Below are 24,206 nucleotides of genomic sequence, written 5' to 3' on the forward strand. Positions count from 1 at the left end.
TTATCGACGACAGTTTCAGAAAAGCCTGAAGCGGCTGCGCCCTGCCTCTTCTTCGGGCTTCTTTTCCTCTGGTCCTGGATCATCCGGCAGGCGCGGCCGATTGCCCTGGCTGCCGTTGGCGCGCTGCGAAGCGTCCTCATCCTCGGAATGGGCGTCCTTTGGCGCATCGACCGGAACGGGCGGTGCCTTCGGTGCCTCGCCCTTGCCCTCTGCCAAGGGGTCAGGCCGCTTGGGAGCCGTATTCGCCGATGCGGCCGGCGTTGGACTGGCCGGCGTTGGACTGGCCGGAGTGGGACTGGCCGGAGTGGGACTGGCCGGTGTGGGAGTGGCCGGTGTGGGAGTGGCCGGTGTCGGAGTGGCCGGTGTCGGGCTCGCCGCAGGCGAGGCGATCGACGGTTTTTCATCCGCCGGTTTTGCGCCTGCGGACCGGCCGGCCGTGTTCTCGACAGCCTTGCTGTCGGGCGCGACTGGCGCCGCAAAAGATGTCGTAGCCTGTGAGCCCGCACTGCTCTCTTTCGGTTTCGTGGCATCCGTTGCTGCGGAGGTTTTGGCGCTCTCTGGGGCCGCGGTCGTCGTCGGCTTGTCGGTTGCTGCGGGTGCAGGCTCACGCGGTTTCGGCGGCTGGATGGCCCCCACCCCGGCTGCCGCTCCGGCCCCGCTAAGGATGGCGGTGGTCTTGGGAGGTTGCGGCTTTGCTGCCGTTGGTGGCGTGCCTGCGTCCGCACTGGCTTTGGGCTTGTCGGTAGATGGTGCTGCCGGCTTTTCGGCGTCAGCGGGTTTCGCCGCCGCGGTGGGTGCCGTCGTTGAACCCGCCGCAGGTGTGGTGGTGGTCTCGGGCTTTCCACCTGTCGGCTTGAACCGCGCTGTCGCCGGTCCGCTGGACGCAGATGCCGCGGAGACCGGGGTTGCGGTCAATGTCGGGGCCGGGCCCTCGTCGCGCAGGGGGCTGATCTCGCGCGGACGGAAGCTCGCCTCATCGATGTCGATGGTGCGGCGGCTCTCCGGTTCCTCGATCGGCACCTTCCATTCCACCGTGTCGATGCGGCCGGTCACCGGTGAAACCGGCGCCCATTCGTCGAGGATGACGCCATCGGCGGTCCAGGCCGGATCGCGCGGCGCATGCACGGCGCGTGACAGCCATTCGCGGGCGCGGCCGCGATCGCCATGCTCGCCTTCCTCGATTTCGGCCATCATCAGAAGCGCGTTCTGTGTCGGCCGGGTGCGGATCATCGGTAGAAGTGTCTCGCGGGCGCGCTCCCAGTCGCGCGAGCCGATTGCCGCGCGCGCCATCACCATGCGCGCTGCATCCTCCTGCGGACGCAGCTTCATCAAGGTTTCGAGACGCTGGAAGCGGTCCCGGGCGGAATCGCCGGGGCGCACATTGGCGTAGGCGTCAGCAATGTCGGGATGCGGATTGGCCTTCCAGGTGGTCTCCAGAACGCGCGTGGCGCGACGAATGTCGCCGAGACGTGAGGAGAGGCGGCCGGCAAGAACTGCAGCCGGAACCAGACTCGGCTGCAGACCATGGGCCTCGAGCGCTGCTTCCTTGGCCTTGTCTGGCTGGCCGTCTTCCCAGTCGATTGCCTGAGCGGTCAGGATCACCGCGCGCAGGCGGCGCGCTTCCTTGCGATCGATGTCGCCGGTCTCGGCATAACGCGAAAGCGTCTTCAGTGCCTCTTCCCAGGAGCCTTCCGCCGTCTGATAGCGCATCAGGGCGCGCGAGGCCCAGGCGGCCGAAGGCGAGGTCTCGCGCGCCTGTTCGGCGAATGCGCGAGCCGTGTCGTGGTCGCCCTCGCGCGCTGCCTCGATGAACAGGCCTCTCAGGCCCACAATGCGCGTCCGTTCATGGCCGAGCATGCCCTTGAAGGCTTCGCGCGCCTTGGCGTGGTCGCCGCGCAGCTGCGCCGTCTGTGCCCGAAGCAGCAGAGCCAGAGGCTCGTCGTCGCGGCGTGTCAGGTCGTGAGATGCACGCTCGGCGGTGCGCAGATCTCCGGCGGCGACGGCGAGAAGGCCCGTCGACAGCGCCTCGCGCTGGCGGCGTTCGCGGCGGCGACGCCAGGATTGGCGGGCTTTCAGCGGGAAACGCAGGATGAGAACGATCAGCCCGACGACGATGAAGCCGGCGGCGATTGCCAAGAGCGCCGCGAGAGCGGCGCGGGCAAGCCCGATCGTATAGGCCGTGTCGGCGAAGGTGAGGGTCACTTCGCCGGGGGCTTCCTTCAGCCAGGAGAAACCCAGCACGAAGGCGAAGACGACGGCGATGAGAATGAGGAAGCGAATCATGTCAGGTCCTCAGCCGGCGGCGTTGAGGCGGGAGAGAGATTTCGCCCGCAGATCTTCCGCGAGCGCTTCCGCGTCGGCTCGAGCCTTGAGTTTTTCGGCCCAATCGGCGGAGGGTTGGCGAACGCCTTCAGGCAGGCTCTGCCATTCGGTGTAAGCCTCGTTGAGGCGACCGGCAGCGAGATCGGCCTCGATACGGGAGACAATGGCATCCGGTTCGTCGCCCTGGCGCGGCCCGGCGGGACGCACCTCCACGAGGCCTCGCGCACTTGCGATGAGCCGATCCATCACGCCGACATCCTCCTCGGGGGCGTCCGCGGCGCGCAGGATCTTCGGAACGTAGGTACGGAATTCCGCTGCGAGGGCTTCGCGCGTCGGCAGACCCTCCGCTGCGTGCGCCGACAGCGTCTCGCTCACCGCGCCTTCCCCAGCAAAGCCAAAAACTGCCTCGAGCTCGGTTTCGTATGACTGGCCGCTTGCGACAGCGTCGGCGAAGGCTTCGGCGGCAACGGCCGGCGCAATCGCCGTCGCGTTTTCCATGCTTTCTTCAAGCTTCGTCATGCGCTGAGAAAGCTCTTCGAGTTGGGCTCGCGTCTCCTCGTCCGTGCTTTGCGTATGCTGAAGCGCATTTTGCAGATCCGCAACGGAATCGCGCACATTCGACAGGTCGCTGCTGGCGGCCGCGCCGGAGACGCTCTGCTGCAGTGTGGTGAGCATCTGCTGGTTGGTCGTCACCGCCTGTTGCAGCGGGCCAAGATCGACGGGTGCTGCGTTTTCCAGATCCCCAAGCCGCCCTGAAAGGTCGTCGAGACGGCCGGAGAGAGCCTGAAGCTCTCCTTGGCTGGCACCGGCGCCAGCCTGGGCGGGCGCGCTCTCGCCGCCGCCTGCTGCAGCGCTCATTTGCTCTTCGAGCGAATTGATACGGTTGCGAAGATCATTGAGCGCAGTCGGTTCTGCCGACGCAGCGCCGTTTTGATCCGTGAGGTTTGCCACGGAACGCTGCAATTCTGAGACTTCCGCGCGGAGATCGTCCGATCCACCGCCCTCTGCCACAGCGGGCTGGTTCTGCAGAGCTTCAAGTTGTTCCTGAAGCTGCGCTTGCTCGTCCTGCAGGCGGGCAATTGCCGCATCGTTGCTGCCTGTTCCCGCCGTTGCGCCCGTTCCTCCGCCGCCATTGGTGCCCGGAAGCGTGACGCCGTATTGGGGACCATAGGTCTGCAGCGCCCAGGCGCCGCCAAGCGCAACACCGCCGCCGACGATGCCGGCGAGGAGGAGCCCGCCGAATCCCACTCCCCGCTTCGGCGGCTTGGGCGGGGGTGGCGTCTTGCCGGACGCGGATTTCTCGGGCCCCGGCTTCGGGGTGCCCTTGTTGACGTCTTTGTCTGCGCTGCTGGCGGCGCCCGTTTCCGTGCCCGTGCTCGGGATAGCCCCCGGCTTGCCCGTCGCCGTGCCAGTTGCGGCAGTGCCAGTTGCGGTCGCGCCAGCCGTTCCGGCAGCGCTCGTGCTGGAAGCGTTTTTGCCTGCAGCTCCCGGGGCGGTGGTCCTGCTGTCCGGCCTGGCCGGTTCCTTATCGGATGTCTTGTCCGAGGTCGCAGAAGTTTTGTCTGGGGTGGCCTTCTCCGCGGTGTTGGCCGATGTCGAGGGTTTCTCGCCGGCCTTCGCGGTCGCTGCACTTGATGCTGCCGCGGCACTGCCTTTCGCCGCTGCGTCCGTGCCGCTTGCGTTTGTTGCACTCGCGCTGTCGGCGCCCCGGCTTGCGGCGCCGGTCTTTACGGCATCCTCGCGCTGTGCGTTCTTGTCTTCCGATGGCTTTACGGGGCCGGCCGGTGCGCCGGTCTTCCCGGGCTCTTCCTGGCGTCCCTCGCGGTCAACCGCCATCTTCGGCGCTTCGTTCTTTTTGGGGTCGGCGGGGCCGCCCGCGGAGCTCTGCTTCACTTCTTCGGCCTTCAGATCGATTGTCACGGGTTTACGCTTGTCGCCCGAGGCGGACATACGCTTGTCCTCAGGTTGCCTGGCCACCTGCCCCTCCTGCAGCTGAAAGCCGATCGCGGCGATCGGTTCCTCAATTGTTATGCCCTAATGCGGGCGTTGGTGGAACGCCTCGCCCAATTCCGCCGACCTATCCGTCGCAAGATGACCCTTGATAGTGGGCGATCATGTCAAAGAGCGAAGCCTGATCGGGGCGATCTGACACAATGACCGGACCGCGGGCAATGGGTCTGAGCGGCGCGGCGGCCTGGTCGGAGAGGCAGAAGCAGACGATGTTCGCGCCAAGCGGCGTCAGCCCGGCAGCTTCCAGAGTGCGTGCGAAGGTGGCGGCACTTTGCTGTGAATAGATGAGAATACCGGCCTCTTCGCCTGAGGCCAGCATGTCGCGGGCCCGGCTTTTCAGCTCGGTGACCGGCTCCGAACGATAGATTTCTCGCAAAACCACATCGAAGCCTGCGGCCGCCAGCTTGTCTTCAAGTGCGCCGGCGCGGCTGTTGGCGGCGAGGTAGAGGACGGGCCCGTCTTCGGGCTTCAGTGTTTCGCGAGCCAGCACGGCAAGTGCGTTCACGTCGCCGCCGGCGCTGCGCACGTCTGGGAAGCCGAGGTGATGACCTTCGGCGGCCGTGCGGTCGCCTACCGCAAGCAATGGCAGATGCTGCAGGCGGGCGAGTTCCGCATGGGCGGCAAGCGCCCGCACTGCATTCGCGCTCGTCACCAGCACCGCTTGGAACTCGTCCTCCGGCAGGGGTGCCTGAAGGGGCACCACTGCAAGGGCCGGCGAACGCACCACCTCATGGCCGAGAGCAATCAGCGTATGGGCCGTGCGGCTGCCATCAGGTTCGGGGCGGGTGACGACGAGACGCATCAGGCGATCCCGATCTTGGCCAACAGTTCGGCAGAGGCGCGGCCGCGCACCTCGGCACCCGTCTCGCGACCGATCTTTTCTGCGTCTGTGGCCGAGCCTTCGGCGGAGCCTTCCAGAACTTCCGTGCCGTCGGGTGAAAGCAGAAGGCCTCGGAAGGAGAGCTTATCGCCGTTCACTTGTGCCCAACCGGCGATCGGTGTGCGGCAGGATCCATCCAAGGTGTCGAGGAAGGCGCGCTCGCAGGTGACGGCAGACGCTGTCTCGGCATGGCCGATCTTGTCTAGGAGATCGCGCATCTTGGCATCGTCGTCGCGGCACTCGATGACCACTGCGCCCTGACCACAAGCCGGCGGGAATTCCAACGGATCGAGAAGCGCCGTCGCATGGCTGTCGACACCGAGGCGGCACATGCCGGCATAGGCAAGCAGCGTCGCGTCGAGTTCGCCGTCCTCGACCTTCTGGATGCGGGTCGGCAAATTGCCGCGCAGAAGCGTGATCTCGAGGTCGGGTCTGGCCCGCCGCAACAGCGCTTCGCGGCGCAAGGAGGCAGTCCCGAAGCGAGCGCCCTCGGGCAGATTTTCAAGGCCGCCGCCATGATGCGAAATGACTGCGTCGCGAACGTCTGCGCGGGGCAGATAGGCAGCAAGCGTCAGCCCTTCCGGCAGGCGCGTCGGCATATCCTTGGCGGAATGCACGGCAATATCGATGGATTTATCGATCAGCGCCTCTTCGATCTCTTTGGTGAAGAGGCCTTTGCCACCCGCTTCCAGCAGTGCACGATTTTGAATGCGGTCGCCTGAGGTCTTGATGACGACGATCTCGATGTCGGCTTCGTCGATCCCAGTCGCGACCAGCGCGTCACGCGTCGCATGCGCCTGCCATAGAGCCAGGCCGCTGCCGCGTGTCCCAATTCTGAGCCGTTCCATTTGCCCCTTCAGCTTAGCCGGTGCTACACGCCTAGGGTCTAATCAGCCAAGGGGATAAGTGCAATGGACCCGGTCCTCCCCGGCGTCCCCCCAGGCGCCGCATCGAGCGTGCTCGGCATCGAAACGAGCTGCGACGAAACCGCCGCATCCGTCGTTGCTCGGGGCCCGGACGGGAAGGGAAAAATCCTTTCAAATGCGGTGTTCAGCCAGATCGCGGAGCATTCCGCCTTTGGCGGGGTGGTGCCGGAAATCGCAGCGCGCGCGCATGTGGAAGCGCTCGATGGCATCATTGCCGCAGCCCTTGCGGATGCGGACAAACGCCTTTGCGATGTCGATGCGATTGCCGTGACGTCCGGGCCGGGCCTCATCGGTTGTCTGCTCGTCGGGGTGACCACGGCGCGGGCGCTTGCCGCCGCGGCCGGCCTTCCGCTTCTCGGAATCAATCATTTGGAGGGCCATGCGCTCACCCCCGTCCTCACCGATGACGTTGCCTTTCCCTATCTGCTTCTCCTCGTCTCCGGAGGACATACGCAGCTCGTCGCCGTCGAAGGCTATGGCCGCTACCGGCGCCTCGGTTCCACAATCGACGATGCGCTCGGTGAAGCTTTCGACAAGACGGCAAAGCTTCTTGGTCTTGGCTATCCGGGCGGCCCGGAAGTGGAGAAGCGCGCCCTCAGAGGAGATCCGAACCGCTTCAACTTGCCGCGCCCCCTTTTCGGTACGAAAGGCTGCGACTTTTCCTTTTCCGGGCTGAAGACGGCCCTTCGGATCAAGGCGGAGGCACTGGTTCCGCTGTCGGAGAAAGATGTCGATGATCTTTGCGCCGGCTTCCAGGCGGCAGTGGCAGCAATCGTTTCCGAACGCACAGCCCATGCGCTCAGAGTGCAGCCGTGGAACGCCCTCGTCGTCGCCGGCGGCGTTGCCGCCAATCAGGCCGTCCGTTCCGCACTGTCCGAGCTTGCCGACAAGGCTGGCATCGCTTTCGTCGCGCCGAGATCGGACCTTTGCACCGACAATGCGGCGATGATCGCCTGGGCGGGGCTCATGCGCCTCGGTGCAGGCGAGGCGCTCGAAGACATTGTGGCGCGTCCGCGCTGGCCGCTCGATCAGGCTGCGGAACCGCTTCTCGGATCCGGCCGTCACGGAGCAAGAGTTTAATGAGCAGGCCTTTTCGTAAAGTCGCTGTCGCGGGAGCCGGCGCTTTCGGCACCGCACTCGCTCTTGTTGCAGAGCGTGCCGGTGCTTCGGTGACGCTCTGGACGATCGACGCAGCAGCCGCTGAGCGAATGGCGGAAAGCCGGGAAAATAGCGATTTTCTGCCCGGGCCGCGGCTGCCGGAGACGATCGCCGTCACCAGCGATATGGCGCGCCTCGGCGACGCCGATTGCGTGCTTCTCGTCGTCCCGTCGCAAGCCACCCGGTCGCTGCTGACTGGAATCGGCGCAACGCTTTCTGAGGATGCCGTGGTTGTCGCCTGTGCCAAGGGCATCGAGCAGGAGACCGGCGCGCTTCAGGGTGAGATCGTGCGGGCGGCGCTGCCGGAACACCAGATCGGGGCATTGTCGGGTCCGGGCTATGCCGCGGAGATCGCCAGAGGTCTTCCGACCGCCGTCACGGTTGCAGCAAGCGAAATTGCCGTTGCCGAGCGCGTCGCGGCGACGCTCTCCTCCGATAGTTTCAGAGCCTATGCGAGCGATGACATCATCGGCGCGGAGCTTGGCGGTTCGCTCAAGAACGTCATCGCCATCGCCGCCGGCATCGTCGAGGGCCGCCGGCTCGGCGAGAGCGCCCGCGCCGCCCTCGTTACTCGCGGTCTTGCCGAAATGAGCCGTCTCGGCGCTCGGATGGGCGCCCGCCCCGAGACGTTCATGGGACTTTCCGGTTTGGGCGATCTCATGCTGACGGCGATGAGCCGCCAATCTCGCAATACGAGCTTCGGCATTGCCCTGGCCGAGGGCCGATCCGTTGCTGAGTTGACCGCGCCGGACAAGCCGCTCGCGGAAGGCGCCTTCACGGCCGCCATCGCCGCGCGTCTCGCCCGCGAGCACGGCATCGACATGCCGATCACGAGTGCCGTCGCGGCGGTGCTCTCCGGCAGGCTTGCCCTCGACGAGGCGATCGCAGCCCTGGTCTCGCGACCCTTGAAGCAGGAGATTGCTTGAGGCACGAAGACGGACCGCTGCAAATCCTTGAAAGGGGTGGGTATGGCCTATTGGCTGTTTAAGTCGGAGCCGCACAAATGGTCATGGGACGACCAGGTCAAAAAAGGTGCGAGCGGACAGGAATGGGATGGCGTGCGCAATTACCAGGCGCGCAATTTCATGCGCCAGATGAAAACCGGCGAGCGCGGATTCTTCTATCATTCGAACGAAGGCAAAGCGGTCGTCGGCGTGGTCGAGATCGTGGCCGAGGCGCATCCCGATTCAACCGACGAAAGCGGGAAATGGGAGTGCGTGGACATCAAGGCCGTGGCGCCGTTGAAGGAGCCCGTGTCGCTCGAGACAATCAAGGCCGACGAACGCCTCGCCGAGATGGTGCTCGTCAAAAACTCACGCCTGTCCGTGCAGCCGGTCAGCGACGATGAATTCGCGATGATCTGCCGGCTCGGCGGGCTGGTGGTCGAGGACGTTAAAGCCGGTTAAGAGCTGGCGCGACGATTTTATGGGGTTGCGGGGCGGTACCGATCCGCCTTGCGTGGGGGAGACGGAATGGCCTTTGCCGGAATCAATTATTTCGCCGTCATTGTGGCCGGGTTCGCCGCATTCGGCTTCGGCGCCATTTATTACGCGGTGCTGGCGAAGCCGTTTACCGCCGCGACCGGCCTCATCCAGGTGAAGGTGGACGATGGCGATGAAAACGTCGATCGCACGCCGCTTCTCGTTTCGCTCACCGGCGAGATCTTTATGGCTTGGATGCTCGCAGGCCTCATCGGTCATATCGGTGAGGTCTCGATTGTCACCGGCCTCGCTTCAGGCTTCTTCGTGTGGTCAGGGTTCATCCTGGTGCCGCTTGTCGTCAACCACCGCTACCAGATCATGCCGTGGACGCTCACCTTTATCGATTCCGGCCACTGGCTTGGTGTCGTCATGCTCCAGGGCCTCATCATCGGCGCGTTCGGGACGTAACGTCCGAGCGACCAAAGACGGCCACGGAGAACACTTTTGCAATTCGGCAGCATGAATTACTGGGCGATCCCGCTTGCCACGGTTTTCGGCTTCCTCGCCCACCTCCTGTTTCTGCGGATGTTCTCAGGCTTCCAGGGCTTTGTGGGCGATGCCAAGGGCTCACCTGCAGCTGGCGCCCCCGCGGTTCTGCGGCAGATCCTGGTTTTCGTCCTTATCTTGATGATGGCCTACGTCCTCGCCGGGGCGATTGGACATCTCGGACCCGGTCAGACGACGATCGGCAACGGCGTCATTTCCGCAGCAATTCTCTGGGTGGGCTTTGTCGCCACGACGTCCGGGGTCAACGGCGTTCTCGCCGGGCAACCTGCGCGACAGATTTTTATGACGATCGGCCGCTGGCTTTCCGTCCTCGTCGTCGAAGGCTTTTGTCTCGGCGTTTTCGGGGCATGAAGGCCTGCCCTGGTCACCAATTCGAAGTGCTCGATATTATGTACGAAAGTGCGAGGGCCGTGGCATGGACAGCCGCGGCCGCCTCGGCATAATGCCGCGGTATAAACCGGACTGTAAGGTCCGACACAACCTTGGGGAGGCTCATCCATGTCTGACGCGAAAGTACATTCCGTGACGCCCGAATGGGCCGAGCGTGCCTTCATCGATTGGGACAAGTACCAGGAAATGTACGCCCGGTCCGTTGAAGACCCGAACGGTTTCTGGGGTGAGCAGGCGCAGCGCATCGACTGGATCAAGCCCTTCACCAAGGTGAAGAACACGTCCTACGACTACCACAACGTGTCGATCAAATGGTTCGAGGACGGCACGCTCAACGCCTCGGTCAATTGCATCGACCGCCATCTTGCCGATCGCGCCGATCAGGTTGCCATCATCTGGGAGGGCGACGAGCCTTCCGACGACAAGCACATCACCTATCGCCAGCTTCACGAATATGTCTGCCGCCTCGCCAATGTGATGAAGGCGCATGGCGTGAAGAAGGGCGACCGGGTAACGATCTATATGCCGATGATCCCCGAGGCGGCCTATGCGATGCTCGCCTGCGCCCGCATTGGCGCCATTCATTCCGTCGTCTTCGGAGGCTTTTCGCCGGATTCCTTGGCGAATCGTATCGAGGATTGCCGCTCCGATTTCGTCATCACGTCCGATGAGGGCGTGCGCGGTGGTCGCAAAATCCCGCTAAAGGCGAACACCGACAAGGCCATCGAACGCGCCGAAAAGGATGGCGCTTCAGTGCGCAACGTTCTCGTCGTGAAGCGCACTGGCGGTGATGTCGCTATGAAAGAAGGCCGCGATCTCTGGTATCATGAGGAGATCGAAAAGGTCGAAGCAGATTGTCCGCCCGAGGAGATGGGCGCCGAAGATCCGCTCTTCATCCTCTATACCTCAGGCTCGACCGGAAAGCCGAAGGGCGTGATGCACACGACCGGCGGCTATATGGTCTATACCTCCATCACCCACCAATACGTCTTCGATTATCACGACGGCGACATCTACTGGTGCACGGCCGATGTCGGCTGGGTGACGGGCCATTCCTACATTGTCTATGGGCCGCTCGCGAACGGCGCGACGACGCTCATGTTCGAAGGCGTACCGAACTATCCTTCGGGCTCGCGCTTCTGGGAAGTCTGCGACAAGCACGGCGTCAATATCTTCTATACCGCGCCGACCGCCATCCGTGCCCTGATGGGTGCCGGCGACGAGGCGGTGACGAAGACCTCGCGCAAATCCCTGCGGCTTCTCGGCTCCGTTGGCGAGCCGATCAATCCGGAAGCCTGGGAGTGGTATTATCGCGTCGTCGGCGAGGAGCGCTGCCCGGTGGTCGATACCTGGTGGCAGACGGAGACGGGCGGCATTTTGATTACGCCGCTGCCGGGCGCCATTGCGCAAAAACCCGGTTCGGCCACGAAGCCCTTCTTTGGGGTACAGCCGGCGGTCGTCGACAATGAGGGCAACCTTCTCGAGGGCGCGACGGAAGGCAATCTCGTCATTCTCGATTCCTGGCCCGGCCAGATGCGCACGGTCTATGGCGATCACGATCGTTTCGTGCAGACCTATTTCGCCACCTATAAGGGCAATTACTTCACCGGTGACGGGTGCCGGCGCGACGCCGACGGTGACTACTGGATCACGGGTCGCGTCGACGACGTGCTCAACGTCTCCGGCCACCGCATGGGCACGGCGGAGGTGGAATCTGCGCTGGTCGCCCATCCGAAAGTGTCGGAAGCGGCCGTCGTCGGCTATCCGCACAACATCAAGGGTCAGGGCATCTATTGCTATGTCACCCTGATGGCTGGAGAGGAGCCGACGGACGAGTTGAAAAAGGAGCTCAGAAATTGGGTGCGCTCCGAGATCGGCCCGATCGCTTCTCCGGACCTCATCCAGTTCGCGCCGGGTCTGCCGAAGACGCGCTCCGGCAAGATCATGCGACGCATTCTTAGAAAAATCGCCGAGGATGATTTCTCCAATCTCGGAGACACGTCCACCCTCGCTGAACCCGCTGTCGTCGACGATCTCGTTGAGCATCGGCAGAACCGCGCCGGCTGAGGAAGAGGCTTTCGGTCTGACACGCCTGGTGCCGGCGCCTCGCGCCGGCATCGTCGCCGACGAATTTTCTTAAATTCTCAACCAAACCAGAGAGTTTTTCGTCTGATCTCCGGCGACGGCAGCATAATCACTGCAAAATCAGGGCTCTGGGGGCTTTGAATGCGGATTGTGCAGAAGTGGGCGGTGGCTCTTGCCGTCGTCGCAGCCGTTGCGCTTGCCGGTGTGGCTGAGGCGCGGGAGCCGGTGCCGTTCAAGGACAGTTATCGTCCCGGAACGATCGTCGTCAAAACCAAGGAGCGCCGGCTTTACCTCGTCATGCGCGGCGGCCAGGCTTTGCGCTACACCGTTGGCGTCGGTCGGCGTGGCAAGCAATGGGAGGGGCGCACGCGCATTTCGCGCAAGGTGGTCGATCCCACCTTCTCTCCGCCCAAGGAAGTCAAACACGACATTCCCTCGCTGCCGGATCTGATCCCGCCCGGCCCGAAAAACCCGCTCGGACCGCGCGCCATGACGCTTGCCGGCGGCGAATACGCCATCCACGGCACCAACCGGCCGAAATCGGTTGGTGGCTTCGTCTCTTATGGCTGCATCCGCATGTACAACCGGGACGTGGTCGATCTCTTCGAGCGCGTGCGCGTCGGGACGCCGGTCGTCGTCCTGCCCTAACGCCAGTCGCTCGTTTTCATCGCTTTTCGGGACCTATGCGGGGCGTCGTCCAATAACGATCGCGGCATGCAGCATTTGGCTCTTGCCGGATGGCGGCCGGGGTGCATGTCTTGCCTCAGAGATAGGCCGGCCCCGGGCGGACGGGCGCTATTGCGTCCCTTTCGCGCGTCAGGCGGCTGAAAGAAGAGGCGAGGAGACCCAATGCCCGACCGCTACGAGCCAGAAAAGAAAAAACGCATCGAAGATGCCACAGCGAGGCTTGAGGCAGAGGCCGAAGAGGCGGGAATCGACGCCGCGCCACTCAAACGCTTCGCTGAGATCTTTTTTGCACATGCCGCGGGCGAGGATATCACCGTTTATCCGGCCGAAAGCCTGGCGGGCATTGCCAAGGCCGCTTTCGCTTTCATCGCTCAGCGCGACGCCAATGTGCCGAAGGTTAGCCTGAGAGACATCGATGCGGCCGACGAGCGCGGCCGCCCCGTTACCGCGATCGATATCGTCGGCAAGAACCGGCCGTTTATCTTCGATTCAGTCCTCGGTGAGATCCAGGCGGCCGGCCAGCCGATCCATCTCGTCCTGCATCCGATCTTTGAAGTGTCGCGCGACGAGGCAGGCCGCCTGATTGAGTTCGCAGCCGCGGGCGCGGAATCAAAGGGCCGGCCAAACCGGGAGAGCTTTCTGCATATCGAGATTGCACGCCTCCCCGACGAGGCGGCGAAAAGCGAGCTCGCGGCGTCTTTGAAACGCCTTCTGCAGGAAGTGCGGGTTGCGACCGAAGACTGGCGCGCCATGCGCGACCGCTTGCGCATGGCAATCCGAGATTACCGCGTCGACCCGCCAGAGCTCGACGAGGATGAACTGGAAGAGGCGATCGCCCTTTTGGAATGGCTCGAGGACGACAATTTCACTTTCCTGGGTACGCGCGAGTTCACCTACGAGCAGGATTCGGGCGGCGCACTCGACCACGCCCATGGTGAGGGGCTCGGCTTGCTGCGCGACCCCGAGGTAAAAGTACTGCGCCGTGGCACCGAACTCGTCACCATGACGCCGCAGATCCAGGAATTCCTGATGAGCCCGGAGCCGCTCATCATCATGAAGGCCAATGTCCGTGCGCGCGTGCATCGCCGCGACCATATGGACTATATCGGCGTCAAGATTTTCGACGACCACAACCGCGTGACGGGGGAATTGCGCGTCGTTGGCCTGTTCACCTCAAGCGCGTTCACCCGCTCCGTCCAATCGATTCCCTATATCCGCCGCAAGGTCGATCAGATCCTGAAGCGCGCGGGCTTCGACCCCTTCAGCCATTCCGGCCGCACGCTCCTAAACATTCTGGAGAGTTTTCCGCGCACCGAGCTTTTCCAGGCCGATCTTTCCACGCTCTACGATCAGGCGATGGCTGTCCTGCATCTGCAGGAGCGTCCGCGCGTGCGTGCACTCAGCCGGGCCGACAAGTTCGGCCGCTTCGTCTCCGTCCTCGTCTATGTGCCGAGAGACCATTATTCCTCCGACATCCGTGCCAAAATCGGCGAGGCGCTGGCGGAGATGTATGACGGGCGGATCTCCGCCGCCTATCCGGCTTTCCCAGAGGGCCATCTCGCCCGCGTGCATTTCATCGTGGCGCGTGAGGCCCGCGACCCAGAAACGGCTCCCGTGGATCCGGATCAGGGTGAGGTCGAGGCGCGCATTCGAGCCATCACCCGCACCTTCGAAGACGGGCTGCGCGAGGCGCTCGCCAACGCCTTTCCGCAGCGAACCGAGCTCTTCGGAGAGTATCGGGAAGCCTTCGGGCGCGAATATCAGGCGGCCTTCACCCCGCAAGATGCCGTTGAAGACATCCGCATCGGTCGTGAGCTTTCCGACCGGTCGGTGATTGCAGCGCATTTTCACCGGCGCATTGCCGGCGGATTGAGGCGCACGGCTTTGCGCTTCCATCATCTCGAGGCGCCGATCCCGTTGTCGCGACGCGTGCCGCTTCTGGAAAATCTCGGTTTCGCGGTCGTCAACGAGCGCACCTATCTGGTTCGTCCGGCGACCGGCTCGGCCGTTTATATCCATGACATGACGCTTGCCGCCAAGGATGAAGCGGGTTCCGGCGAGGTCGACCCTGTCGGCGATGCCGCTTCACGGCTCCAGGAGGCGATCAGTGCCGTTTGGGCTGGACGCGCCGACAATGACGGCTTCAACGCGCTTGTCCTCTCCGCCGGCATCACCTGGCGCGAGGCTGCGCTGCTGCGCACCATCGGGCGGTATCTGCGGCAGACCCAGCTTCCTTATTCGCTCGACTACATCTGGCACACGCTCGGCCGCAACGCGCTTTTGGCACGCCTTCTCGTGGACCGCTTCCGGGCGCGTTTCGATCCCACGATCGAGGATCGTGAGGCCGCCGAGGCTGATGCGGAAAAAGCGCTAGATGGTCCGCTCGACCGCGTGGACAGTCTCGACGAGGATACGATTCTGCGCGCCTATCGCGCCGTCATTCTCGCGACCAAGCGGACCGATTATTTCCAGAGGGATGCCGCAGGCGCGCCGCCGCTCGCCATCACCATCAAACTCAAGCCGCGTGACCTCGCTTTCCTCACGCCGCCTCGTCCGTTCCGCGAGATTTTTGTGCATTCACCACAAGTCGAAGGTGTGCATATGCGGTTCGGACCCGTCGCCCGTGGGGGTCTCAGGTGGTCGGATCGGCCGCAAGATTTTCGCGTTGAGGTTCTCGGTCTCGTCAAGGCACAGCAGGTGAAGAACGCCGTTATCGTGCCGGTCGGAGCGAAGGGCGGATTCTTCCCACGGCTCCTGCCGGCGGAAGGCAGCCGCGAGGAAATCTTCGAAGCGGGACGCGACGCTTATGTCGCCTTCGTCGATCGGTTGCTTGCACTCACCGACGATCTTGAGGGTGACGAGGTCATTCCGCCTGAAGACGTCGTACGTCACGACGAGGACGATCCATACCTTGTCGTTGCAGCCGACAAGGGCACGGCAACCTTCTCCGATACAGCCAACGCCGTCTCAGAGGCTCATGGGTTCTGGCTCGGCGATGCTTTCGCCTCCGGCGGCTCGGCCGGCTATGACCACAAGGAAATGGGTATTACTGCCCGCGGCGCGTGGGAGGCGGTGAAGCGACATTTCCGCGAGGTCGACCACGATATCCAGAGCGAGCCCTTTACGGTCGCCGGCGTCGGCGACATGTCGGGCGATGTCTTTGGCAATGGTATGCTGCTGTCGCGTTCGATCCGGCTCGTCGCCGCCTTCGACCACCGTGACATCTTCATCGATCCCGATCCAGACCTCGAGGCGAGCTTCAAGGAGCGTCAGCGGCTGTTCGAACTCCCGCGCTCGTCGTGGAAGGATTACGACACGAGCCTCGTCTCCAAGGGCGGTGGTGTCTTCTCGCGCCATGACAAGACTGTGCCGCTTTCGCCCGAGATCTGTGCGCTTCTGGGCCTTTCCGGTACATCGGCGCGCCCCAATGAGGTCATCCGCGCCATTTTGAAGGCGCAGGTCGATCTTTTGTGGTTCGGCGGCATCGGCACCTATGTGCGGGCGCCGCACGAGAGCGATGCCGAAGTGGGCGACAAGACGAACGACCAGATCCGCGTCACCTCTGCAGAGGTCGGTGCGAGGGTGGTCGGGGAAGGTGCCAATCTCGGCATGACGCCCCAGGCGCGTGTCGATTACGGCCTGCGCGGCGGGCGCTGCAATTCCGATGCGATCGACAATTCCGGTGGCGTCAACTCCTCCGATCTTGAGGTCAATATCAAGATTGCTCTGGCGCCCTCGCTAAGGTCGGGCAAGCTGGAGCTGGAGGAGCGCAACCGTTGTCTGGCCGCGATGACCGACCAGGTCGCCGACCTCGTTTTACGCAACAATATCCAACAGACACTCGCCATCAGTCTGGAACAGATGCGCGGCCTCGACGCCCTCGCCAATCAGGCGCGTTTCATGAACGAACTTGAAGCGGCGGGCCGACTCGATCGGGCGGTGGAAGTCTTGCCGGACAATTCCACGCTGTCGGAGCGCCAAGCTCAGCGCCGGCCACTGACCCGGGCGGAGATTGGCGTTCTTCTCTCCTACGCCAAGATCGTTCTCTTTGATGAACTCGTGGCAAGCGACATCCCCGACGATGAATATCTCGCGCGCGAACTCTTCCGCTATTTCCCGGAGAATATGCAGGAGCGGTTTGGCGATGAGATTTCAGGACATCGTCTGAGGCGGGAGATCATCGCCACGCAGCTCGCCAATTCGCTCATCAACCGCGGCGGGCCCACCGCGATCGTTCGGCTGCGAGACCGCACAGGCGCGACGCCGGCCGACATCACCCGGGCTTACACGGCCGTACGCGATGCTTTCTCCATGCAGCGCCTGCATGCGGAACTCGAAGCCCTCGACAACAAGATTGGCGGCCAGCTGCAGCTTGAGCTCTATCTGAGGGTGCAGGATGTGCTTCTCGACCGCATCGGCTGGTTCCTGCGCAATGTCGATCTCCGGTCGGGCATTGGTGCTGTGGTTGAGCGTTTTCAGGAGACGCTGGAGGCGTTGCGACAATTGCTGCCCGACCTCCTGCCGGAATTCGCCGCAAATGCGGTCAAGTCGCGGAAAGCCTGGCTCGTCGAGGCAGGCGTTCCGGATGAGCTTGCCGAGGAGCTCGCCATCCTGCCCGAACTTGCCAACGCGATCGATGTGGCACTCATCGCGGAACGCTGCGACCGACCGATCGAAGCAGCTGCAGCTGCCTATTTCGAAGTCGCCGATCGCTTCTGCTTTTCCAGGCTGGAGGCGATGATCCTCGCTGTCGAAAGTCCCGATTATTACGAGAATCTGGCGACTGAGAAAGCGCGTGATCAGCTCGCCTCCGCGCACCGCGTGCTCGCTCTCGACGTTCTCTCCTATGCCAACGGAGGGTTCCCGGACGTCTCCGCCTGGGAAGCGGAATATGGCCGCAATGTCAGCGCGACCGCGAGCCGGGTTGCCGTGATCCTCGCCGATGGCCGTGCGACGACGGCCAAGGCCACCGTCGCGGCGAGCCTTCTCGCTGAGCTTGCGGAACAGCAGGCGGACCTTGCAGGCCGCCTGCCGTCGTCGAAGATCAATGCCGGAAGTGGCGAAGGCCTGTGAATACCATCGCAAGACCTGCCTCGTCGGCGGCGTCGATCACTTCCTGATCGCGCAGCGATCCGCCTGGCTGAATAACTGCCGTGGCGCCCGCTTCGGCGGCGGCCAGAAGCCCGTCGGCGAAGGGGAAGAAGGCATCCGAGGCGACGACAGAGCCACGGGTCAGAGCGTCTTCCAGCCCTGCGGCCCGGGTCGCTTCCTGCGCCTTCCAGGCGGCAATGCGGGCGGAATCGACGCGGCTCATCTGGCCAGCGCCGATGCCGACAGCGGCTCCGTCTTTCGCATAGACGATCGCATTCGATTTCACATGTTTGCAGATACGGAAGGCAAAGATGAGATCGGCGAGCTCCTGCTCGGTCGGTTCGCGCTTCGTGACCACTTTGAGATCCGCCATCTTGACCTGAGCGGCATCGATCTCTTGGACCAGAAGGCCTCCGGCAATCGACTTCACCATCATGCCTGTCGCCGGCATGGCGGAGCCCGTCAGAAGCACACGGAGGTTGGCCTTCGCCTTGAGGATCTGGAGTGCCTCCTCATCGGCGTCGGGCGCGATGACGACCTCAGTGAAGAGAGCGGTGATGGCCTTGGCCGCAGCCTCGTCGAGCTTCCGGTTCGCGGCGACGACGCCGCCGTAGGCGGATACGGGATCGCAGATCAGCGCTTTGGCATGTGCCTCTGCCAACGTGTCCGCGACAGCGACGCCGCAGGGATTGGCGTGCTTGATAATGGCGATCGCCGGCCTTTCCGGGTCGAGATCGGCGGCAAGCTGGAAGGCTGCGTCGGCATCGCTCAAATTGTTGTAGGAAAGCGGCTTGCCGTTGACGAGGCGGGCATTGGCCGCGCCGGGTTTGCTCTTGTCGGTCGAATAAAGCGCCGCCTTCTGATGCGGATTCTCGCCATAGCGGAGCTCCGATGCGCGCGTTGCGGCGAACACCATACGCTCGGGGAACTCCGTCTCCGACTGCTCGGCGAACCAGGTGGAGATCGCCGCATCGTAGGCGCCGGTGCGCGCAAAGGCTTTTGCCGCAAGCTCGCGGCGCAACGCCTTGTCGACACCGCCCGCGGCGACGGCCTCGGCGACACGGCCATAATCAGCCGGATCGGTCACAACGGCAACAAAGGCGGCATTCTTGGCCGCGGCGCGGATCATCGCCGGTCCGCCGATGTCGATATTTTCGATGATCTCGAGTGCGTCACTGCTTTTGGCGGCCGTCTCTTCGAAGGGATAAAGGTTGATCGCGACAAGATCGATCGGCCCGATCCCGTGCTCCTGCATTGCAGCCTGGTGCTCGGCGTCGTCGCGGATCGCAAGGATGCCGCCATGGACCGCCGGATGCAGCGTCTTCACGCGCCCGTCCATGATCTCAGGAAACCCGGTCACTTCGCTCACGTCCTTGACCGGCAGTCCGACCTCTTTGAGCGCCCGGGCCGTGCCACCGGTCGACAGGATTTCGGCGCCGGCGGTAACGAGCGCCTTGGCGAACTCGACCGCTCCGGTCTTATCGGAAAGAGATATAAGGGCGCGTTTGACGACAACGCGTTCAGGACCGGAAGAGCCCTTTTTGGAAGAAACCGACATGGTGAGCCTCGGGGACGTCGCGAAGAATGGAAGAGCGTCCGGTCTTAATCCCTCAGGCGAGGCGCGCAAGTCTCCAGGCGACAGCGTGTGCATCGCCGACCTCGCCGCTCACCACAATCTGCAGGCTGCGGCCGGACCCTCTGGACAGAGAAAAAATCGTGCTTTCCTCAAGAGCCAGAGGTTGATCGGCGGTGAAGCGCCAGACTGCGCCGTCGGACAGAACGAGATCGATATGCGGCGGCAGGTCCGTGTCTTCGGGCACTTCGACCCCGACGCTCGGCTCCAGATGAAAGCGGATGTCGAAGGGGGTTCGCTCTGAACCATTTCCCTCAAAGAGGTCACGCCCTTCCAGCGTGAGACCGTCGCCTGAGAGGACAAGCTGGCGCCTGTGCACGAAACCCAGAGTCTTTGCGTAGCCGTCATGGGATAGTTCGAGCAAAATCGTGCCGTCTTTCTCCTGGCGGCGGTTTCTCTCGACACGCTTCGGTCCGCTGACAAGGAGGACGCGTTCCCCTTCGGCTTCCAATCGGCTCGAGGACGTATCGGCGAGCGTGGCTGTGGAATGCGCCGCTGTCAGGCGCGCGGCGCGCCTCAGGGCTTCATAGCGGGCGCGGGGTGCTCCACAATTGATGATAAGGCGCTGACCGTTGTGGGAGAATTCGAAGGCGAGGGTGCCGGCATGCGCTTCGGCACTGAAGGCGAGCGGCGGCGGCGTGCCGGCATCGACGATCAAGGCCGCGTCCCCGGCTTCGAGGCGTTCGAAGGCCGAGTAGGGGGCGGAGGCGACGGGTTTGCCGAGTGCCTCGTCATAGGCCAGCACGGTGGAGAGCTGATCGCGGCCGCCCGCGGACGCACCGTTGAACTGGGCAAAGGCGCCGTCGGCATGGCGGAAGAAACGCAGCATCGGCATGGCGCGGTCGATCGCACCCAGGATCGCTTCCGGGGGGTGCTGGCCGCGCGCCACCACCGTCTGGCGCAGGGGCAGAAGGTCGAGAAGCGCTTCCAGGATCGCCGCGGGAGAGCGGGAGATATGGCCGCCATCGGGCAGGAATTGCACGCCAATCTCGTGACTTACACGCTCCAGCCCACGCTTGGCGTGGCGTTCCTGACGCGACAGGCAAAGCCCGGCCATGGCAAGTGCAATCGCGACCTGCAGGCGCGGGAGGCCCGGCTCGGCGGCATAGAAGGATTTGCGCAGGAAATGCGCGTGGCGCAGCATGGAGCGCACGTAAAGGCGGTAGAAATCGTGGTCGGCGCCTTCGAGCACCAGCGCCGATTGCGACAGAAGCGACATGGTGCGCCGGGCCACCACCGGTGGTTCCCAGGCGACGGCATGATGGCGCCTTTCGGCACTCATCCAATCGTGCACGATGACCTGCGCATTGGAGCGGGCAACCGGTGTGGCGGCCGCCTTCAGGTGCCGCAGCCAGCCGAAGCCGTGCAGCTCTTCAGCCCAGTCCGAGCTTGGCGGGATCATTTCGAAGGGCGACTTTCCCTTCGTTTCAACCCATTGTCCTGCAAAGGAAAATCGGCCCGAATAGACCTCTTCCGCGATCGTCGGATCGGCGGTTCTGAGGTCGGGCGGGGCAATCAAAAGCTGTGATCTGCCGCCGCCACCGATGAAAGCGGGTGTTCCGATGAGCGTGCCCAAGCGGAGACGGCGGCTCACGCGTTCGGCGCGTGAGAGCGTCAGCCTCCATCGGTCGCTCGAGGCCAGGGGTGCCATATTATTGGCGCGTAACGGGGTTTGCGATTCTTGGCAAGCGAGGCGGGAGGCCCGGAAACCGCGCGCCCACTGCTTTTTCGCTCAATTGAGCCGCCGCCAGCGGGCGGCGAAGAAGCCGTCGACGCCGCGCGCGTCGCCACCAAACGCCATTCCAGGCAGCGAGCGGAAGAAACCCTCAGGCGTGCAAAAGTCCTGAAGCTCGGGGAATTCCGCGGTCTTGAGCGGCATCGGCTCGAACATGTCGTGGCTCTTGGTAAAAATGTGGGCCTGCTCCTCGCCCTCCTCGAGCTCAAGAGAACAGGTGGCATAAACGAGAATCCCGCCTGGTTTCAGCCAGTTAGCGGCCTGCGCCAGCATCTTTTGCTGGAGCTCGCGCAGCGTCACGATGTCGTCTTCGCGCTTCGTCCACGGCAGATCCGGATGCCTGCGAATGGTGCCCGTCGCCGAGCAAGGCGCGTCGAGAAGGATAAAATCGAAGGATTCCGCGGGCTGGAAGGAAAAAACGTCAGCCTCGGCGAATTCCGCCGAGAGACGCAATCTTTCAAGATTGCCCTTGAGCCGGCGCATGCGCGAGGCGGATTTCTCCACCGCGGTGACGATGGCACCGGCGGCTGCAAGCTGCGCTGTCTTGCCGCCGGGTGCGGCACAGAGATCGGCAACGCGCTTGCCCGAGATATCCCCGAGGAGACGGGCGGGGATTGCGGCGGCCGCATCCTGCACCCACCAATCCCCGCTGTCGTAGCCGGGGAGTTTGGAAACGGTGTGGAGGCGATCGAGACGGATGCTGCCATTCGGCAGAAGATCGCCCGACAGACGTTCGGCAAGTTCGGCCGGATCGGATTTCGGCGTCAGATCGAGCGGCGGTGCGTCGGCATGGGCGGCAAGGATCGCGGCGGTGCGCTCCGGACCCCAGTTTTTCTCCCATCGCGCGATCAGCCAGTCGGGCGCGCCCTTCACGGAAGCCGCGGAGGCCAGGATCTCGCTGCGCTCGCGGGCGATGCGGCGCAGCACGGAATTGACGAGCCCCTTGGTCTTGGCGGTGCGCCGGTCGCGGCCGGCCGCCGTCACGGCGAGATTGATCGCCGCGTGGTCGGGGACGTCGAGATATAGGATTTGCGTGGCACCAAGATGCAGGAGTGCGGACAGGCGGTGGGCTTTCTCATCGAGCGGGCGTTCCAGGCGCTTGCGGATCGCATCCTCGATGGCGCCGCGGTGGCGCAGCGCCGCATCGAGGATCGCGCGCACGAGCCCCTTGTCCTGCGCCGACAGGGCACGAAAGCCCGGCGCGCCGCCGGCCTCCAGAAGGGGGCCGAGAGGAGAGCCGTCGCGCACCACTTTGAGCAGGATGGCGGTCGCGGCATCGCGTGCGGCAAGGCCTGGAGGGCCAGGCTGGGCCGTGCCTCTTCCACTCGTCTTGGCGCTCGTCTTGGCGCCCGTCTTTCTCAAGCCCTTGCCTCCGCTGTTGCCTATGCTGCTGCCTGCGCTGTTGCCGCGGCCATTGCCTGCGCTCTGGCCTGCGCCAGGGCGTTGCGGCTGCGGCCGGGATGCGGCGCGGCTTTCCTGCGTGTCGTGCGGTTCGCGGACATCGCGACGCGCGCTCTCGTCAGCGCTCATGAGCGGCTCGCCGATTCTCTGTCGTCATCCTGTCTTCCTAACCGCGCGACCTGCTCTTGGCCATCGTCGCATCGCAGCCCTGCGGCAGCCACGCCGCAAAGCGACGGCGCCACCCCAGGGATGGCGCCGTTCAAAGCTTCCTTCTGCGTGTCGCATGCAGGAATGGTCAAAAGATGGTCGCGTCTGCCCTATGGTGGGCGATGCCGGTCTTTCCGGCCGGCGCGCTCACCCCATTCGGCCACTCACCCCACTCGACCACTCAGCTACTCAGCAACCCAGCGCGCTCAGCCCCAGGGGCCGCGGCGCTTGCGGCCGGTCTGCGGCACCGTGCCCGTGGTTGCGCCGCCGCGTGCCGGCTCACTCCTGATGGATCCCTGGGCCGTCGATCCGCGCGCGGGCGTCCCTTCTCCGCTCGATCCCCAAGGGCCGGACGATGCACCCGGGCCCGACGATGCACCCGGGCCCGACGATGCCCACGGGGCCGCCGCCGGCTCCATTGCGGGGCGGGAGGATTGGCGCGGAATTTCTGGCCCGCCGCCGCCTGAGGCCATCTCCTGCAAGGCGGCGATGCGGTTTTCCGTCGAGGGGTGCGTGGAGAAGAGGTTGTCCATGCGCGCACCCGACAGGGGATTGATGATGAAGAGATGCGCGGAAGCGGGATTTTGCTCCGCACTCATCATCGGACGGCGCTTTGCGGAACCCGCGATCTTGCCGAGCGCGGAGGCGAGCCAGAGCGGATTGCCGGCGATCGCCGCCCCGTCGCGGTCGGCGGAATATTCGCGCGTGCGCGAGATCGCCATCTGCACCAGCATCGCGGCGAAGGGCGCCGTCAGCGCGGCGAGGAGCACGCCCGCGAAACCGAAAGGCGAATTGTTGTCGCGCGAGCCACCGAAGAAGAGGGCGAAATTGCCGAGCATGGAAATCGCACCGGCGAGCGTCGCCGTGATCGTCATCGTCAAGGTGTCGCGGTTTTTCACATGGGCGAGCTCATGCGCCATGACGCCCGCCACCTCTTCGTGGCTGAGCTGCTGCAACAGCCCGGTCGTCGCCGCGACCGCTGCGTTTTCCGGATTGCGGCCGGTGGCGAAGGCGTTCGGCTGGTCGCTGTCGATGAGATAGACTTTCGGCATGGGCAGATCCGCGCGCTCTGCAAGCTGGCGGATCATGCCGACGAAGTCGGGCGCCGAACGTTCGTCGACCTCATGCGCATTGTGCATTTTGAGGACGAGCTTGTCGGCGTTCCAATAGGAAAAGAGGTTCATGCCGGCGGCGACGAGAAAGGCGATGAAGGCACCTCCGGAACCGCCGACGAGATAGCCGACGCCCATGAAAAGGGCGGTCAGGGCGGCCAGCAACATGGCCGTCTTCATCATGTTCATCGTCTTTTGCTCCGACCCACAAATGGCGTGTCTGCATATTTTGGGTGTCGAGGAGCCGGCTTCAATCCGCAACTCGAACGAGGCGGAGAAAGCCACGTCAAATCAGGTTCTTCAGCCGTCATCGAACAGTCATCCCAGTCTCCGGAGGACGCGTTCGTCGGTTCTTCTGCACAATTTTCCAGCATTCGGGGCGCACCCGGAAGGCGCCGAACGCACTTTGGATTCACCTCGGCAAGATCTCTGACGCAACGTCACGCAAGCCCGGCACCAGTTATCTTGTGAACCTTGCCGCCGTTGCACGGTCGGTTTTGGGCGAATTGGCAGGGCGGAGCAGGCTTTCGGTAAAAACGCTGGAAGCGGGCTCGCCGCGAATTCTCACGAACCGTCCCACG

The 24,206-nt window shown here is 64.0% G+C and carries 17 protein-coding genes; 9 read left to right on the top strand and 8 right to left on the bottom strand.

All coding sequences use genetic code 11. The annotated features are described in order from the left end of the window. Nucleotides 1-15: 15 nt before the first annotated feature. Both BLP76_RS11680 and BLP76_RS18610 read right to left on the bottom strand, forming a co-directional pair. A complete protein-coding gene (locus tag BLP76_RS11680) occupies nucleotides 16-2,283 on the bottom strand; it encodes a heme biosynthesis HemY N-terminal domain-containing protein (protein WP_092813036.1) in 2,268 nt (755 codons plus the stop codon). Between the two features lie 9 nt (nucleotides 2,284-2,292). Continuing rightward, nucleotides 2,293-3,570, bottom strand: a complete 1,278-nt coding sequence (locus BLP76_RS18610) for a COG4223 family protein (protein ID WP_139163739.1) — start codon at nucleotides 3,568-3,570, stop codon at nucleotides 2,293-2,295. 34 nt (nucleotides 3,571-3,604) lie between these two features. Between BLP76_RS18610 and BLP76_RS18615 the strand changes: the two genes are divergently transcribed. Then, nucleotides 3,605-4,318 (top strand): hypothetical protein, encoded by a 714-nt coding sequence (locus BLP76_RS18615; RefSeq protein ID WP_139163740.1) that lies wholly within the window; start codon nucleotides 3,605-3,607, stop codon nucleotides 4,316-4,318. Nucleotides 4,319-4,399: 81 nt separating this feature from the next. Here BLP76_RS18615 and BLP76_RS11690 read toward each other — a convergent pair whose 3' ends face one another. Beyond that, nucleotides 4,400-5,134, bottom strand: a complete 735-nt coding sequence (locus tag BLP76_RS11690) for a uroporphyrinogen-III synthase (RefSeq protein ID WP_092813042.1) — start codon at nucleotides 5,132-5,134, stop codon at nucleotides 4,400-4,402. Beyond that, nucleotides 5,134-6,060, bottom strand: coding sequence for a hydroxymethylbilane synthase (gene hemC, locus BLP76_RS11695; protein WP_092813045.1), 927 nt, complete (start codon nucleotides 6,058-6,060; stop codon nucleotides 5,134-5,136). The genes BLP76_RS11690 and hemC overlap by 1 nt, the downstream gene beginning before the upstream one ends. A gap of 63 nt (nucleotides 6,061-6,123) precedes the next feature. On the opposite strand from hemC, the gene tsaD reads away from it, so the two are divergent. The 8 genes from tsaD to BLP76_RS11735 all read left to right on the top strand — a co-directional run bounded on the left by tsaD (nucleotide 6,124) and on the right by BLP76_RS11735 (nucleotide 17,519). After that, nucleotides 6,124-7,218 carry a tRNA (adenosine(37)-N6)-threonylcarbamoyltransferase complex transferase subunit TsaD gene (gene tsaD / locus BLP76_RS11700; protein ID WP_092813048.1) on the top strand — a complete coding sequence of 365 codons (1,095 nt, stop codon included), beginning with the start codon at nucleotides 6,124-6,126 and terminating at the stop codon, nucleotides 7,216-7,218. After that, nucleotides 7,218-8,222 (top strand): NAD(P)H-dependent glycerol-3-phosphate dehydrogenase, encoded by a 1,005-nt coding sequence (locus tag BLP76_RS11705; RefSeq protein WP_092813051.1) that lies wholly within the window; start codon nucleotides 7,218-7,220, stop codon nucleotides 8,220-8,222. The genes tsaD and BLP76_RS11705 overlap by 1 nt, the downstream gene beginning before the upstream one ends. A gap of 42 nt (nucleotides 8,223-8,264) precedes the next feature. Then, nucleotides 8,265-8,702, top strand: a complete 438-nt coding sequence (locus tag BLP76_RS11710) for an EVE domain-containing protein (protein WP_092813054.1) — start codon at nucleotides 8,265-8,267, stop codon at nucleotides 8,700-8,702. A 66-nt stretch (nucleotides 8,703-8,768) separates the two neighbouring features. After that, nucleotides 8,769-9,185 carry a DUF1761 domain-containing protein gene (locus BLP76_RS11715; protein WP_092813057.1) on the top strand — a complete coding sequence of 139 codons (417 nt, stop codon included), beginning with the start codon at nucleotides 8,769-8,771 and terminating at the stop codon, nucleotides 9,183-9,185. 36 nt (nucleotides 9,186-9,221) lie between these two features. Then, the gene (locus BLP76_RS11720; protein ID WP_092813060.1) at nucleotides 9,222-9,635 is read left to right on the top strand and encodes a DUF1761 domain-containing protein; all 414 of its coding nucleotides are present in this window, start codon (nucleotides 9,222-9,224) and stop codon (nucleotides 9,633-9,635) included. 147 nt (nucleotides 9,636-9,782) lie between these two features. Further along, a complete protein-coding gene (acs, locus tag BLP76_RS11725; RefSeq protein ID WP_092813063.1) occupies nucleotides 9,783-11,741 on the top strand; it encodes an acetate--CoA ligase in 1,959 nt (652 codons plus the stop codon). 159 nt (nucleotides 11,742-11,900) lie between these two features. Next, nucleotides 11,901-12,407: a L,D-transpeptidase gene (locus BLP76_RS11730; RefSeq protein WP_092813067.1), complete on the top strand. Its 507-nt coding sequence runs from the start codon at nucleotides 11,901-11,903 to the stop codon at nucleotides 12,405-12,407. Between the two features lie 201 nt (nucleotides 12,408-12,608). Further along, entirely contained in the window at nucleotides 12,609-17,519 is a 4,911-nt protein-coding gene (locus BLP76_RS11735) for an NAD-glutamate dehydrogenase (RefSeq protein ID WP_092813070.1), read from the top strand. Here the strand turns inward: BLP76_RS11735 and purH are convergent. From purH to htpX, 4 genes are all read right to left on the bottom strand, one after another. Then, nucleotides 17,491-19,095: a bifunctional phosphoribosylaminoimidazolecarboxamide formyltransferase/IMP cyclohydrolase gene (gene purH, locus BLP76_RS11740; protein WP_092813073.1), complete on the bottom strand. Its 1,605-nt coding sequence runs from the start codon at nucleotides 19,093-19,095 to the stop codon at nucleotides 17,491-17,493. The two genes, BLP76_RS11735 and purH, sit on opposite strands and share 29 nt — an antisense overlap. 52 nt (nucleotides 19,096-19,147) lie before the next feature. Next, nucleotides 19,148-20,764 carry a heparinase II/III family protein gene (locus BLP76_RS11745; RefSeq protein WP_170130540.1) on the bottom strand — a complete coding sequence of 539 codons (1,617 nt, stop codon included), beginning with the start codon at nucleotides 20,762-20,764 and terminating at the stop codon, nucleotides 19,148-19,150. 138 nt (nucleotides 20,765-20,902) lie between these two features. After that, complete coding sequence (locus BLP76_RS11750) at nucleotides 20,903-22,267, bottom strand: RsmB/NOP family class I SAM-dependent RNA methyltransferase (RefSeq protein ID WP_244514561.1); 1,365 nt, start codon at nucleotides 22,265-22,267, stop codon at nucleotides 20,903-20,905. Between the two features lie 452 nt (nucleotides 22,268-22,719). Beyond that, nucleotides 22,720-23,814 carry a zinc metalloprotease HtpX gene (gene htpX, locus BLP76_RS11755; RefSeq protein WP_092813082.1) on the bottom strand — a complete coding sequence of 365 codons (1,095 nt, stop codon included), beginning with the start codon at nucleotides 23,812-23,814 and terminating at the stop codon, nucleotides 22,720-22,722. Nucleotides 23,815-24,206: the final 392 nt, after the last annotated feature.

The organism is Afifella marina DSM 2698 (genome assembly GCF_900102695.1).
In the GTDB taxonomy this organism is placed as follows: domain Bacteria; phylum Pseudomonadota; class Alphaproteobacteria; order Rhizobiales; family Afifellaceae; genus Afifella; species Afifella marina.